Origin of the sequence: Sphingomonas pollutisoli (assembly GCF_029167165.1) — a bacterium.
In the GTDB taxonomy this organism is placed as follows: domain Bacteria; phylum Pseudomonadota; class Alphaproteobacteria; order Sphingomonadales; family Sphingomonadaceae; genus Sphingomonas; species Sphingomonas pollutisoli.
In genome coordinates, this window is sequence record NZ_JARFNJ010000012.1 from 13,946 (window position 1) to 27,870 (window position 13,925).

General features: G+C 69.4%; 11 protein-coding genes. 5 read left to right on the top strand and 6 right to left on the bottom strand.

Annotated elements, in window-relative coordinates; all coding sequences use genetic code 11:
• Nucleotides 1-93 precede the first annotated feature (93 nt).
• A complete protein-coding gene (gene ispG / locus PX554_RS21075; RefSeq protein WP_093226285.1) occupies nucleotides 94-1,218 on the bottom strand; it encodes a flavodoxin-dependent (E)-4-hydroxy-3-methylbut-2-enyl-diphosphate synthase in 1,125 nt (374 codons plus the stop codon).
• Nucleotides 1,219-1,423: 205 nt separating this feature from the next.
• On the bottom strand, nucleotides 1,424-2,602 hold the full coding sequence (locus PX554_RS21080) for a DUF3089 domain-containing protein (protein ID WP_176787266.1): 1,179 nt from the start codon (nucleotides 2,600-2,602) through the stop codon (nucleotides 1,424-1,426).
• Nucleotides 2,603-2,808: 206 nt separating this feature from the next.
• Here PX554_RS21080 and PX554_RS21085 point away from each other — a divergent pair, with 206 nt between their 5' ends.
• The 3 genes from PX554_RS21085 to PX554_RS21095 all read left to right on the top strand — a co-directional run bounded on the left by PX554_RS21085 (nucleotide 2,809) and on the right by PX554_RS21095 (nucleotide 6,007).
• Nucleotides 2,809-3,957, top strand: coding sequence for an acyltransferase family protein (locus PX554_RS21085; protein WP_093226282.1), 1,149 nt, complete (start codon nucleotides 2,809-2,811; stop codon nucleotides 3,955-3,957).
• The gene (locus PX554_RS21090; RefSeq protein WP_275504452.1) at nucleotides 3,954-4,862 is read left to right on the top strand and encodes an isoaspartyl peptidase/L-asparaginase family protein; all 909 of its coding nucleotides are present in this window, start codon (nucleotides 3,954-3,956) and stop codon (nucleotides 4,860-4,862) included. The genes PX554_RS21085 and PX554_RS21090 overlap by 4 nt, the downstream gene beginning before the upstream one ends.
• 284 nt (nucleotides 4,863-5,146) lie before the next feature.
• Nucleotides 5,147-6,007, top strand: coding sequence for a S1/P1 nuclease (locus PX554_RS21095; protein WP_275504453.1), 861 nt, complete (start codon nucleotides 5,147-5,149; stop codon nucleotides 6,005-6,007).
• Nucleotides 6,008-6,029: 22 nt separating this feature from the next.
• On the opposite strand, the gene PX554_RS21100 is transcribed toward PX554_RS21095, so the two are convergent.
• The 3 genes from PX554_RS21100 to PX554_RS21110 are packed head-to-tail and all read right to left on the bottom strand — an operon-like array spanning nucleotide 6,030 to nucleotide 10,225.
• Complete coding sequence (locus tag PX554_RS21100; protein WP_275504454.1) at nucleotides 6,030-7,238, bottom strand: tetratricopeptide repeat protein; 1,209 nt, start codon at nucleotides 7,236-7,238, stop codon at nucleotides 6,030-6,032.
• 8 nt (nucleotides 7,239-7,246) lie between these two features.
• Complete coding sequence (locus tag PX554_RS21105) at nucleotides 7,247-9,475, bottom strand: GumC family protein (RefSeq protein WP_093226275.1); 2,229 nt, start codon at nucleotides 9,473-9,475, stop codon at nucleotides 7,247-7,249.
• Nucleotides 9,476-9,520: 45 nt separating this feature from the next.
• Nucleotides 9,521-10,225 carry a polysaccharide biosynthesis/export family protein gene (locus PX554_RS21110; protein ID WP_275504455.1) on the bottom strand — a complete coding sequence of 235 codons (705 nt, stop codon included), beginning with the start codon at nucleotides 10,223-10,225 and terminating at the stop codon, nucleotides 9,521-9,523.
• 275 nt (nucleotides 10,226-10,500) lie between these two features.
• On the opposite strand from PX554_RS21110, the gene PX554_RS21115 reads away from it, so the two are divergent.
• Both PX554_RS21115 and PX554_RS21120 read left to right on the top strand, forming a co-directional pair.
• Complete coding sequence (locus PX554_RS21115; RefSeq protein ID WP_275504456.1) at nucleotides 10,501-11,673, top strand: acylneuraminate cytidylyltransferase; 1,173 nt, start codon at nucleotides 10,501-10,503, stop codon at nucleotides 11,671-11,673.
• Nucleotides 11,666-12,637, top strand: a complete 972-nt coding sequence (locus PX554_RS21120) for a hypothetical protein (protein WP_275504457.1) — start codon at nucleotides 11,666-11,668, stop codon at nucleotides 12,635-12,637. Before PX554_RS21115 ends, PX554_RS21120 begins: the two co-directional genes overlap by 8 nt.
• Here the strand turns inward: PX554_RS21120 and PX554_RS21125 are convergent.
• On the bottom strand, nucleotides 12,634-13,872 hold the full coding sequence (locus tag PX554_RS21125) for a hypothetical protein (RefSeq protein ID WP_275504458.1): 1,239 nt from the start codon (nucleotides 13,870-13,872) through the stop codon (nucleotides 12,634-12,636). The two genes, PX554_RS21120 and PX554_RS21125, sit on opposite strands and share 4 nt — an antisense overlap.
• Nucleotides 13,873-13,925: the final 53 nt, after the last annotated feature.

Consider the following 13,925-nt stretch of genomic DNA (forward strand, 5'->3'; position numbering starts at 1 on the left):
GCGCGCCCAAAGCACAACGCCCGCGGCACGTGCTTCGACTACGCTCGGCACGAACGGGTGTGGAAGCCCGCGGCCGGCCGCGAACCCGAACCCTTACTCCGCCGCCACCGCCACCGGAGCGCTCGCCGCCTCGATCTCGGCGGCCTTGGCCTCGACCAGCTTGACGATATGGTCGAGCATGTCGGCGTCGCCGACGGTATGGTCGGTGATGCCCGACAGATACACCATATGCTTGCCGTTGCCGCCGCCGGTCAGGCCGATGTCGGTCTCGCGCGCTTCGCCGGGGCCGTTGACGACGCAGCCGAGCACCGACAGCGACAGCGGGGTGCGGATATGCTGAAGCCGCGATTCGAGCGCCTCGACCGTACGGATCACATCGAACCCCTGCCGCGCGCACGACGGACACGACACCACGCGCACGCCGCGGTTGCGGATGCCGAGCGCCTTGAGGATTTCGAAGCCGACGCGCACCTCTTCCTCGGGCTCGGCCGAGAGCGAGACGCGAAGCGTATCGCCGATCCCGTACCACAGCAGCGAGCCGATCCCGATCGCCGACTTGACCGTGCCGCCGACGAACCCGCCCGCCTCGGTGATGCCGAGGTGCAGCGGGCAATCCACCGCGTCGGCGAGCTGCTGATAGGCGGCGACCGCGAGGAACAGGTCGGACGCCTTCACCGCCACCTTATATTCGTGGAAATCGTGATCCTGGAGCAGCTTGATATGGTCGAGCGCGCTTTCGACCAGCGCGTCCGGGCACGGCTCGCCGTACTTTTCGAGCAGATCCTTCTCGAGGCTCCCGGCGTTGACGCCGATGCGGATCGCGCAGCCATTGGCCTTGGCGGCGTTGACGACTTCGCGCACGCGGTCCGACGAGCCGATATTGCCGGGGTTGATGCGCAGGCAGGCCGCGCCCGCATCGGCGGCTTCGAGCGCGCGCTTGTAGTGGAAATGGATATCCGCGACGATCGGCACACGGCTCGCGCGGACGATCTGCTTCAGCGCGGTGGTGCTCTCGACGTCGGGGCAAGAGACGCGGATGATATCCACGCCGGCATCCTCGCAGCGGCGAATCTGGTCGATCGTCGCCTTCACGTCGCTGGTCGGCGTGTTGGTCATGGTCTGCACGGTCACGGGCGCGTCGCCGCCGACGGGAACGGTGCCGACCATGATCTGGCGGCTCTGACGACGGGTGATATCGCGCCACGGGCGGAGGGACATGGGAGAGATTCCTCGGAGGTTCGGACGCGCATATAGCGGTTTGTGGGGCGAAGGTGAACCTCCCCCGCACCTGGCGTGATCCGGCGTCGCCGCGTTTTCGTAATCTACTCCGTTCGTGCTGAGCGCAGTCGAAGCACGTGCCACAAACGCTGCGCTGCTTGGCACGCCCTTCGACTGCGCTCAGGGCGAACGGACTGGAGAGCGCTCAAGAAGATCGAAACGGAACCTCGGGGCGGATCGACGGGATAGCGGGCTTGGACTTCGGCACCCGCCGCAGAAACGCCGCCGCGCGCACTCCCGCATTTTCGCGCAGGTTCATATACGCCACGTTGTAATCGACCTTATGATAATTGCCGATCGGGATCACCATGTCCGCGAACGGCTTGCCCGGCGGCGAGATGTACAGCGCGCCATCGTCGCAGCGCGCCGAGACCAGCCCCGGTTCGATCGGGCGCGCCAGCGGCCCCGGCCCGTGCAGCCATGCGCCCTTGTTGAACCGCGCCGGCACCGTCTCGCTGCCAGGCGACCAATCGAGCGGGTTGATGCAGACGTGCGGCCCGCTCATCACCTCGACCGAAAAGCCCGACTGGCGCGCGACGAGGATGCGCTGCGCGGTCGCGTTGCGACCCTGCGCATAGGTCGACCACGCGATCACGCAGCCGGTATCGTCAGCGCGCGTACACGGGCGCGTGGTACGCAGCGCGCGGAACCAATCGCGCTCGATCCAGGTGCCGATCAGATAGGCGGCGATCATCTGCCGCGCCGCCGGCCGCCCGTCGATCTCGCGCTCGATCAGCAGCCGGCCTTGCCGCGAACCCTGGCTGTGCCCGGCGAGGATGAACGGCCGCCCGCGATTCCACACCAGGAACTGGCGGAACGCGCGCGCCACGTCCGAATAGGCGACTTCGGTGGCGCGCACGCTGTTCTCGCTCCACTTCACATAGCCGCCGAGCGTCATCTGGCGGTAGCGCGGCGCGTAGATCGCGCAGCAGCCGTTGAACACGCTCGCCTGGTCGCGGATCGAGGTGCCGGCGACCCGTGCATTGAGATCGGCGTCGCGCGTATCGGCGTTCCACTGCTCGCCGCTGGTGAACGAGGTCGGATAGAGGAAGAACACCGCGACCTTCGCCTGCCGCTGGTCGATCGCGCGCACGCCGGGCGGAGCATCGTCGGCGGGGTCGCGCATGTCGGGCAGCGACACCCACTCCGACCGCTCGGCATAGTTCGGCGCGGGCGGGGTGCGCGTGGGGTCGAACGGCGTGACCGGCGGCTGGCTGTCGTTGGACGCGCCGAACGCGCCGAAGAACTGCGGATGCGCCTCGCCGCCCGCCACCAGCATGGCCGCCGCCACACTTATCGTCCCGATCACCCGCCTGTAGTGCATGTGCGCCCCGATTTGCCCCGACCGCTTCCCCCTCCGTTCGGGCTGAGCGAAGTCGAAGCCCGTGCGCCAGGGGCACGCCCTTCGACTTCGCTCAGGGCGAACGGACCCGGAGATCGTCTGACCAAGCCCTAGCAGCCTAACCTTGCCTGTAAAACCACGCACCCGAAGGGGTGGTGTTGCGGCGCACACAGCCATACAGAGCGGCGATGGAACGGCATTACGGCATGGATTGGTTGCGGGTCGGCGCGTTCGCGCTGCTGATCCTCTACCATATCGGCATGGTGTTCGTGCCCTGGGATTTCCATGTTAAGACCGCGCACCCGATCCCCTGGGTGGCGATCCCGATGATGGCGGCGAACAGTTGGCGGCTGATGCTGCTGTTCGTGATCTCGGGCTATGCCAGCCGCGCGTTGCTCTCCAAGGGCGCGCACCTCGGCAGCTTCATCACCGCGCGCAGCAAGCGGCTGCTGATCCCCCTGCTGTTCGGGGTGATCTTCATCGTGCCGGTCCAGCCATGGATCGAACTCGCGGTCAAATATCACTATCCACACGATTTCGCCTGGTTCTGGCTGCACGACTATTTCGGCTTCCACCGGCTCCACGGCATCGCGCTGCCGACGTGGCAGCACCTGTGGTTCGTCGGCTATCTGTGGTGTTACACGCTCGCGCTGACGCTGCTGATCGCGGCGGGCGCCTGGCTGCGTGCGCAACGCGGCTTCGATTGGCTGTTCGGGTCGCTGTTCGGGGGCGCGCTGATCGTGGTCGTGCCGATCGTGTGGCTGCTCGGGGTGGACATATTGCTGCCGGGCGCGCGCGAGACGCATGATCCACTGCACGACGGCGTCGCCCACCTCCATTATTTCCCCGGCTTCCTGTTCGGCTTCGCGCTGGCACGCTCGGCACCCGCGATGGCGGCGATCGGGCGGTGGTGGAAGCCCGCCGGCGTGGTCGCATTGGTCGCGTACGGCGTGGTCGCCGCGATCGAGTGGCGCTGGCCCGGCAACACCATGCCCGCGAATCCGTGGGGGGTCACCTTCGCCACCGCGCGCGTGGTGCAGGGCTGGTGCGCGGTGATCGCGCTGGCGGGCTTCGCCGACAGCCACTGGAATTATGACACGCCGTGGCGCCGCACGCTCACCGAGGCGGTGTTCCCCTTTTACATCGTCCACCAGACGATCATCGTCCTGGTCGAATTTTGGCTGCTGCCGCTGCACGCGCCGCCGCTCGCCGAATTCGCGGTGCTGTTGCCGGCCACCGTCGCGGGCTGCTGGGCCTTTTATCTGGTCGGCCGCGAGATCGGCTGGCTGCGCCCGCTGATCGGGCTGCGGCTGCGCCCAAGGGAGAATGCGGCATGACATGGGCCTTGGCGATCCACGGCGGCGCGGGCAGCATGACCCGCGACAATCCCGGCCCCGCCGGTGCGCGCGACGCGCTCGGCCAGGCGCTCGCCGCCGGCGCGGCGGTGTTGAGCGAGGGCGGCGCGGCGCTCGACGCGGTCGAAGCGGCGGTGCGCGTGCTCGAGGACGCGCCCGAATTCAACGCCGGACGCGGCGCCGCGCTCAGCTATGACGGTGTCGCCGAACTCGACGCCGCGATCATGCACGGCGCGACGCGCGCGGCCGGCGCGGTCGCCGGAGTCACCGCGACGCGGCATCCGGTCAGCCTCGCGCGCGCGGTGATGGAGCGGAGCCCCCACGTCCTGCTCGCCGGCGCTGGCGCGGACGCCTTCGCGCGCGCGCGCGATCTCGAACCGGCGACGCAGGATTGGCTGATCCTTCCCGAACGCCGCGCGCAGCTCGAGATCATGCGCGCCAAGCCGGACGGCGCCTTCGATGTCGAGATGAAGTTTGGCACGGTCGGCGCGGTCGCGCGCGATGCGAGCGGAGGACTCGCCGCCGCCACCTCGACCGGCGGCGTCACCGGCAAGCGCTGGGGCCGGATCGGCGATTCACCGCTGATCGGCGCGGGCACCTATGCCGACGACCGCGCCTGCGCCGTCTCGGCGACGGGATCGGGCGAGTTCTTCATCCGCACCGTCTGCGCACACGAGATCGCCGCACGCATCCGCCTCGCCCGCGAGGACGCACAGACCGCGACCGAAGCCGTGCTCGCCGAGATCACCACGATGGGCGGCACCGGCGGCGTGATCGTTATGCCACGCGCGGGCACGCCGTTCTGGCGCTTCTCGACCAGGGGCATGTACCGGGGCCGCGTCGCCGCCGGCCACGCGGCAGACGTGGCGGTCTTCGACGACGAGTGACGTTTTCAAGCCACCTCGGCGCCCCATTCGACACCCCAGCGTTCTATTGTCTCCCCAGACCTCCATTCGTCACCCCAGCACTCTATTTGTCACCCCAGCGTAAGCTGGGGTCTCCCCGCGAGGATGCGGCACTCCCGCCCCGGCAAGACCCCAGCGTGCGCTGGGGTGACGGACAGGGCGCAACCGTTCCCCCGCGCAAGCGAGGGCCCAGAGCCACGCACGACAGCGCCCGCCGCTCTGGACTCCCGCTTTCGCGGGAGAACAGTTCTCCCTATGAAACCCGCATGATTCGTACCGTCGCGTATCTCGCCGCCGCCGCGCTCGCCAGCGCCGCCGCCCCCGCCAGCGCCTATTGGGAGTTCGGGCACGAGACGATCGCGAAGATCGGCTATGCCAATGCCTCACCCCGCGCGCGTGCCGAAGTGCGCCACCTGCTCGCGCACAGCGATCTGCTCGGCACCCCCGAATGCAAGGCCACCACGATCGAAGGCGCGAGCACCTGGGCCGATTGCGTCAAGCCGCTCAAGGACGCCGACGGCAAGCCGCGCTTCGGCTATGCCTACACTTGGCACTTCCAGGACGTGAACATCTGCGCGCCGTTCAGCCTCACCGAAGCCTGCAAGGACGGCAATTGCGTCTCCGCGCAGATCGAGCGCGACGTGAAAGCACTGCGCGACCGCCACGCGCCGATGAAGGACCGCGTAAAGGCGCTCGTCTTCCTGATCCACTTCACCGGCGATCTCCACCAGCCGCTCCACGCCGGCGAGAAGGGCGACAAGGGCGGCAACGACGTCAAGGCGACCTACGGGCGCTACGGCCCGCCCCGGCTCAACCTCCATTCGATCTGGGACGGCTATCTCGCCGAGCGCGCGATCACGACCGGGCCGTCGCTGGTGCGGCGCTATCCCGCCGCGGTGCGGGCGAAGATCGCCGCCGGCAGCGTGACCGACTGGAGCCGCGAAAGCTGGCAGGTCGCGCACGACCAGACCTATGCGAGCGCGCTGGGCGGCAACCCGTGCGCGCCGACCCCGCCGCGCGTCACGCTCGACGATGCGACGATCGGGAAGCTCGTGCCGGTCGCGCGGCTGGAGGTCGAGCGCGGCGGGCTCAGGCTCGCCGAGCTGCTCGATCAGGCGCTCGGATAATGCGGGAGAGCGGCGTCGGGCGCTATTCGACGCGAAACGTGTCGATCAGCGTCGGGCTGCCGCCCTGGGTGAGATTGGGCACCGCCTCGATCACGAGCTTCTGGATCGGACAATCGCTCGCGGGCACGAAGAAACCGAACCCGCCCGTCGCCCAGGCCGGCCCGGCCGGCACGGTCGCGCGGCCGAGTTCCTGATCGGTTCCGGCGCAGCGCACGGCCACCGACGCGACCGACTGGCCGCCGCCGCCGACGCCGCGCCCCTCGAACGTGATCCTGTGCCCGCCGCGATCGAGCAACATCGCCTGCTGGGCGACCGGCACCGGCCGCTTGCCGGTGCGCGAGGGCTGAACCTCGAGCGCGTGGCCGCTCGTGCCGCCCGTGGAGCCGCCGCGCGCGACGATCTGCGCGCCGCCGCGCACGCCGAACGTCCAGCCGAAATCGCCATACTGGACCATCGATTCGAAATTGGGCGAGAGCAGCGGCGGCAGCGGCGATCCGAACCCCGCGCGCCACACCGCCCGCGCGTTGGCGGTGCTGCCGGCGGCGATCTGCTGGCTCGCCATCGCCGCCACCTCGACGGGGGCGGTGCGGTCGCCGGCCTGTCTGAGCGCCCCGATCAGCGCGAGCCCGTCGCCTTCCTTCGATCGCGCGAGACGCTGGAAGAAATCGGTGCGCCAGGGCGGCATCGTCGCCAGCTTGCGCGCGAGCGCCGGAAGCGCGCCGGGCGTGGCGGTGATGCGGATCATCACCGGCATCACGTCGGTGTCGGCGACCGTGTGGCGGCGCAGCGCGGCATCGGCATGGTCGATCGCGCCGGCATAATCGCCGCGGTCGGCCGAGAGATCGAACATCCACGTCTCGGCGAGCGGCTGGCGGCGGGTCAGTTGGGTGACGAGGCCGAACAGCCGGTCGGCGCGCGCGATCTCGTTGGTCGAGGTCCGCGCGAGCGCGGCGATGACCAGCGCGCGATCGTCGAGCGGGTTGCTGGCGATCGCGCGCAGCGCATAGGCGTGGGCGGCATCGAGATCGTCGCGCGCGCTATTCTCGGCGAGCGTGGTCAGCACGTCGCTGTTGCGCGGATCGACCTGGACCGCGACTTCGGGAACGACCGAGGCGTCGGCCGCGAAATCGACCGCCGCGATGCCGGCGCCGGCGAGCAGCGCCGCGCCGATCAGCACGCCCGCCCGCACCCGCTCGGCCCGCGTCGGTACGCGGCGGGTTCGGGTGCGCACGCGCGGCATCAGGCGGCCCGGCTGTCCCCGTAGCTGTAGTAATAGCTCGAATAAGCGTAGGTGTACGCATAGTCGGCCGAGCGGTGGTCGAACTTGGTGAGGATCACCCCGACGATCAGGCTGCGGCTCGACCGCAGGCGGCGCAGCGCGGACATCACCACGCGGCGGCGGCTCTTGCGCGCCTGGATCACCAGCACGGTCTCCTCGATCGCCGCCGACAGGATCGGCACGTCGGCCAGCCCGACGATCGGCGGGCCGTCGAAGATCACCATGTCGTAGCGCGTCTCGAGATCGGCGATCAGCCCGCGCAAGCCGCCGCTCAACAGCCGCGCCGGATTGGGCGAGATCGGCCCGCTCGGCAGCACGTCGAAGCCGTGGCTGTCATGCACGATCACGTCGAGCGCGCGCCGCTCGCCGCTGAGCGCGTTGGCGAGTCCCTCGGCATTGTTGAAGCCGAGCATCTTGTGGAGCGAGGGGCGCCGCATGTCGGCATCGACCAGCAGCACGCGCTTGCCCTGCTCGGCGAAACTCTGCGCGAGCGAGATCGCGGTCGTGGTCTTGCCCTCGTTCGGGTTCGAACTGGTGATGAGGAGCGACTTGGGCGCGCCGTTCGGCCCGGCGAGCTGCAACGCGGTGCGCGCCGCGAAATACGCCTCGACGAAGCTCGACCGCGCCTTGGCGAGTTCGCCGAGCGGAGTTTCGTCCTCCTCGAGCTTCGGGATCATGCCGAGCAGCGGCAGGCCGAGATTGGTCTCGACATCCTCCGGCATCTTGAAGGTGTCGTCGAGGAAATCGAGCAGGAAGGCGACGCCGAGACCGATGGCGAGACCGCCGACCAGCGCGATCAGCAGGTTGAGCCACAGGATCGGCCACGCCGGCGAACCCGGCGCGCGCGCGCGGTCGATGATCGACACGTTGTTCGAATTCGCGCCGCCGGCGACGCCGATCTCCTTGTAGCGCGAGAGCAGCGCGTCATACAGCGCGCGGTTGGTATCCACCTCGCGCTGCAGGATCATATATTGGATGCTGCGCGACTGGACATCGAGCACCTGGCTGGTCGCCTTGGTGAGCTGGTCGTTGAGCGCCTTTTCCTTGTCGAGCGCGAGCTGGTAATTGCCCTTCACGACCTGGAGCAGCTTGCCGCGTTGCGCGTCCATCTGCTTCTGGATCGTGGCGATCTGCGCGCGCAGCTCGACCATCGCCGGGAAGTTCGGCCTGAAGGTCTGCGCCTTCTGCTGATAATCGGCCTGGAGCGCGGAGAGCTTGCCCGCCAGTTCGTTGAGCTGCGGATCGTTGGTCGATTGCGCGAGCGCGCCCGCGCTCGACGTCTGCGCGAGCTGCCACGCCGCCTCGGCGTCGAGCCGCTGCGCCTTGGCGGTGACGGCGGCGGTGTTGATGACGTTGAGCGATGCCGAATCGAGCGACTGCGCCTGCGCGCCGGGCTTGCCCGCGTCGGTGACGCTGATGATCTTTTCGTGCGACGCGTAATCGACCAGGTCGCGCTCGGACTTTTCGAGCTTGGCCTTGAGTTCGAGCAGACGGCGGCCGACGAAGTCGCCCGCATATTTCGACGACAGGAACTGGCGCTCGATCGAATCCTGGATGAACTCGTCGATCGCGGCGTTGGCGATCGCCGCCGCCATCTGCGGGTTGCGATCCTGATACTGGACCTGGATCAGCAGCGACGTGCCATATTGCGTCGCGGTCAGGTTCTGCATCACCTTCGCCGTCGCCGCGTCGAACGCCTGTTGCAGCTCCGCCGGGCTCGGCGTGCCGCTGTTCTGGAAGATCCCGCCGAGCGTCCCGCTGCCGATGAAATCCCGATTGGTGGCGAGGTTGAGGCGGCGGACGATGCCTTGCGCGGTCACGCGGCTGGTCATCAGCGCGAACTGGGTGTTGAGGAACGCCTGATCGGTCTCGGTGGTGGAGGTCTGCGTGGCGCCCTGCGTATCGACCACGCGCGGCGCATCGCGCTGCACCTGGAAGGTCGCGCGCGCGACATAGACGGGCGGCGTGAACACCGTGAACAGCAGCGCGATCACCAGCGCGGCGAGCGTGATGCCAAGAATCAGCCAGCGCCGCTTGAGCACCACCGCGATGAAATTCTGCAAGCCGTTGCTCGCGTGCGCGCCCGCCGCGCCGATCGCCTGCCACGACCGGGAATGCGCGCCGTGCGCGCCGTCATCCTGCCAGACGTCGCCCGGCGCCGGTTCGATCGCGGAGGTGCGTTCATTCATGAATCGTTCGCCAAAGCTCGAGCCGAAGGGAAGTCCGCGGTGCCATCAGAACCGGTTGATCGCATCCGCCACGCGGAACACGCCGACGACCGGCACCGCGGCGGAGATCACGTTTTGCAGCAGCACCTTGCCCGAGGACCGTTCGACGACGACGGTGTCGTTGCCGTACAGGACCGGATCGGCCATCTGCCCGTCGCGGATCATCGTCACGTCGAAGATCGCGGCGTTGCGCTGGTTGTTGATCGTGCGGAAGACCGCGACGATATGCTCGTTGGCGTACTTGTTGTCGGTGCCGCGCGCCAGCGCGATCGCCTGCAACAGGCTGCTCTTGCCCTGCACCGGATAGACGCCCGGCTGGTTGACCGCACCCTCGACGGTGATGCGCTGCCCGACCGATTCGGAGACCGCCACCGTCACGTCGGGGTGGCGCATGATCGACTGGCCGAGCCGCGAGGCGATCTCGGCGCGGACCTCCGCCGGCGTGTGGCCGCCCGCCATTACCTGGCCGACGAACGGCAGGGCGATCTGCCCGGCCTGATCGACCGTCACGACCTTGGTCAGCTCGGGAAGCTGATAGACGACGATGTCGATCTTGTCCTGCGGGCCGAAATAATAGGCCGGCGAGATATCGCCGATCGCGTTGCGCGGATCGGGTTCGGGCAGGGTCGTGACCGGCACGACCGCCGTCGCCGTCCCGTCCCGGATCGAGCTGTGGTTGGCGCAACCACCCGACAGAAGGGCCAGACCCAAAGCCAACACGCCAAACACGGCTTTATTGGTCGGCAAAAACACACTGCCCGATCGCATCACCAATAGCCCCGCTTTTCAACTGGCGAGGTCAGAGTTCCCCGCCATGTTGCCCTTGCACAAAATATCGGTAGCACTCGCCCGTCCCGATCAGCAATAGGAAACAACGCGCCGAAGCATGTCCTCGTGGCGAAGATCGGATAAACCAGGCGCCGTTCAAGTTGCGCGGGCCGGGGACTTTCGGCTTGCGGTGCCGTGTTTCCAAGGAGTTTGGCGCGTTGCAGACACTCGCGATCATCCCGGCGCGCGGCGGCTCGAAGGGCATTCCGCGCAAGAACGTCCTGCCGCTCGGCGGCGTGCCGCTGATCGCGCACACCATAAATGCTGCACGTGCGGCATCGCGGGTCGACCGCGTCGTGGTGAGCACCGACGATGACGAGATCGCGGCGGTCGCGCGGCGCTACGGCGCGGAGGTCGTGCGGCGCCCCGCCGAACTCGCCAGCGACACCGCTTCGTCCGAAGCCGCGCTGCTCCACACTCTCGATGCGCTGCGCGAAGGCGAAGGCTACGAACCCGATCTGCTCGTCTTCCTGCAATGCACCTCGCCGCTCACCGCGCCCGAGGATATCGACGGCACGATCGCCGCGCTGATCGACCGCGACGCCGACAGCGCACTCGCGGTCACCGCATTCCACTATTTCCTCTGGGGCGATGATGCCGACGGCGCGCACGGCGTCAACCACGACAAGAGCGTGCGGCTGATGCGCCAGCAGCGTACCCCCGAATATATTGAAACCGGCGCGGTGTATGTGATGAAGGCGAAGGGCTTCCGTGCCGCGCGCCACCGGTTCTTCGGCAAGACCGTGCTGTTCGACACCCCGATCGAACGCCGGCTCGAAATCGACGAGCCCGCCGATTTCCGCATCGCCGAAGAGCGCATCGCACGGCTGACGGCGCGCGCGCCCGGCCTGCCGCCGCGCGTCTCGGCGCTGGTGATGGATTTCGACGGCGTGCTCACCGACGATCGCGTCTTCGTCAGCGAGACCGGCGAGGAGAGCGTGGTGTGCTCGCGCCGCGACGGCATGGGGATCGAGCGGCTGCGCGCCGCCGGGCTGCCGATGCTGGTGATCTCGAAGGAGACCAACCCGGTCGTCGCCGCGCGCTGCCGCAAGCTGCGCCTCCCCTATCAGCACGGCATCGAGGGCAAGCTCGCGGTGCTGCAAGCCTGGCTCGCCGAGCATGCGATCGACCCGGCCGAGACGCTGTATGTCGGCAACGACGTCAACGATCTCGAATGTATGGCGGCGGTCGGCTGCGCGGTCGCGCCGCAGGATGCGCATCCGCGCGCGCTGGCGGCGGCGGCGCTGGTGCTCGATGCCGATGGCGGGCGCGGCGCGATCCGGCTGCTCGCCGATCTGCTCGAAGCCGGCGGGCACCTCGCGCGTGGCTGACCGCGCCGGCCCGGTCGCGGCGCTGCCACGCTCGCGCCTCCACCTCCAGTTCCTGCTCGACAACGCCGCGAACCCCGATGTCGTGCTGTTCCGCGACGAAACGATGCGCGCGCCGCTCGAACGCCATTTCGCCGGGCGTTTGCTCTATCTCGGCCGCGAGACGCTGCCGGGCCGCGGGCTCGCGTCGTTCGCCGCCGCGCGCCGCGCCAACCGCGCCTATTATCCGGCGGTCGCGGCGCTCCTCGCGCCCCACCGCTTCGCGCGCACCATCCTGTTCCTCGAAGGCGAGCCGCTCGAACGTTTCCTGCAAACGCTGCCGGGCCTCGGCGCGATCGAATTGTGGGAGGATGGCCTGTCGCATTACGTCGATCTCACCTCGAACCGCTGGTACGCCGCGCGCGGGCTCGTCCAGGCGGCGGCGGGCTTCTATCCGCGCGACATCACCCGCCGGCGGATCGACCGCGGCCGCGTGACGGTGCGCGACCGGTTCGAGCGCCGCAACCTCGTGCTGCACGCCCCCGCCGAACCCGTGAGCGCGCGTGACGAACTGCTGCTGATCGGCTCGCCGCTGGTCGAGGATCGCATCGTCGGCGAGACCCGCTTCCGCGCCGCGCTGGCCGTGATCGCGGCGGCAAGCCCCCGCCCGGTCCGCTACCTGCCGCACCCGCGCGAGGATGTCGCCGGGCTGGCGCGGCGGCTCGCCGCCACCGCGATCACGCTCGAACCCAATCCCGAGGGGCTGATCGCGCACGCCGGCCGCTACCGCTACACCGCTTATGCGGCGGCGGTCTCGACCGGGCTGATCGACCTCGGTCGCTACGAGCGCAGCCTGTTCGTGCCGGGCCTGTTCGGGCTGCGGCGGATGGCGCGCGTGCTGCGCGGCTGGCCCGCGAACCCGGTAACGGTGGTCGATGACGGCGCCGGGTTGCGTCGGGCGATGGCGGCGCTGCCGGCAGGCGCCTAACGCGCCCGCCTTCTGACGACCTCCGCGATCCATTCCGCGCACCGCGCCGCCGCATGGCCGTCCACCGTGCCGACCTCCTCGCCGATCCTGCCCCAGTCGACCGTCGCCGGCATCGCCCCCGCCTGCGCCAGCACCGCGGCGATTTCTCCGGCGGTGGTAGCGACCGGAATGCCGATTCGCGTCAGCCATATCTGCTTGTCCGCCTCCGCCGCCTCGGCGAAGGCGGCGGCGGGCACCGGCACGCACGCCACCGGGCGCTGCGCCAGCAACGCCTCGAGCATGCCGCTCGAATAATGGCCGATCACCAGATCGGTCTCGGGCAGCACCGCTTCGAGCGGCGCCGCGCCGCGATCCTCGGCCGCCGCGAAGGCGAGGGCCCCGCGCAGCACCCCGGCATCGTCGCCCGACGAGCGCGGGTGCGAGCGGATCGTCAGCGCGATCGCCCGCCGGTCGGCGGCGGCGTTCAGCCCGTCGGCCAGCGCGCGCTGCGCGGCGTGCGCCGCCGCCGCATCGACCTTGCCATGCGCCGCGAACGGCTGGACGAGGTACAGCACCCGCAGCGGCGCGACAGCGGGACGCGCCGCCCCGCGCAGCGTGGCGAGCGGATCGAAGCGCGGGATGCCGCCCACCACGACCGTCTCGGGCGCGAGCCCCGCCGCGATCCAGCGCGCGCGGTACGAATCGGAGGCGGCGATCACCCGGTCGTGCCCGGCCATGCCGTACTCCGGGATCGGCGGCAGCACGCGCAGCAGCCGCGTCGCCAGCGGCGCCGCCAGCGCCTTGGCGCGCAGCAGCCGCGATCGTGGCGCGCCGTGGCCGATCGCGCAGAACGGCCCCTCCTGGAGCAGCACCGTGGCCGCGCCCTGGCGCCGCGCCGCGTGCAGCATCGCCGTCTCGATATAGATCCGGTCGTGGCAGGTGACGATCACGTCGGCGTCCGCGCCGATCAGGCCGGCGGCATAGGCGATCATCCGGCGATACATCGCCTGCCCGCCGTTGAGCAGCATGTTCGCCGACCAGCTCGACGTGTGCCGCTTCAGCCCGCACGCGTCGGGATCCGCGCGGCGGACTTCGCCCGGGCCGTCATAGGCGGTGGTGCCGCCGGTGCGCAGGTTGAACGGCTGGGTATCGACGAAGCGGATCGGCTGGCCGGCCAAGTCCTCCGGCAGCGCCGCCGCCACCGCCGCCAGTGTGCGCCCCGAAGAACCGCCCGTTCCCATGAAGATCACCGCCAATGAACGCGCCCCTGCGATAGCAATTCAAGGCGCGCCGTACCCGGAGTCGGGCT

Excerpts from the sequence above, each read along its gene's own strand:
- PX554_RS21090 (WP_275504452.1), top strand. The coding sequence starts at position 3,954 with ATGACATGGGCCTTGGCGATCCACGGCGGCGCGGGCAGCATGACCCGC.
- PX554_RS21095 (WP_275504453.1), top strand. The coding sequence starts at position 5,147 with ATGATTCGTACCGTCGCGTATCTCGCCGCCGCCGCGCTCGCCAGCGCC.
- ispG (WP_093226285.1), bottom strand. The coding sequence starts at position 1,218 with ATGTCCCTCCGCCCGTGGCGCGATATCACCCGTCGTCAGAGCCGCCAG.
- PX554_RS21085 (WP_093226282.1), top strand. The coding sequence starts at position 2,809 with ATGGAACGGCATTACGGCATGGATTGGTTGCGGGTCGGCGCGTTCGCG.
- PX554_RS21080 (WP_176787266.1), bottom strand. The coding sequence starts at position 2,602 with ATGCACTACAGGCGGGTGATCGGGACGATAAGTGTGGCGGCGGCCATG.
- PX554_RS21105 (WP_093226275.1), bottom strand. The coding sequence starts at position 9,475 with ATGAATGAACGCACCTCCGCGATCGAACCGGCGCCGGGCGACGTCTGG.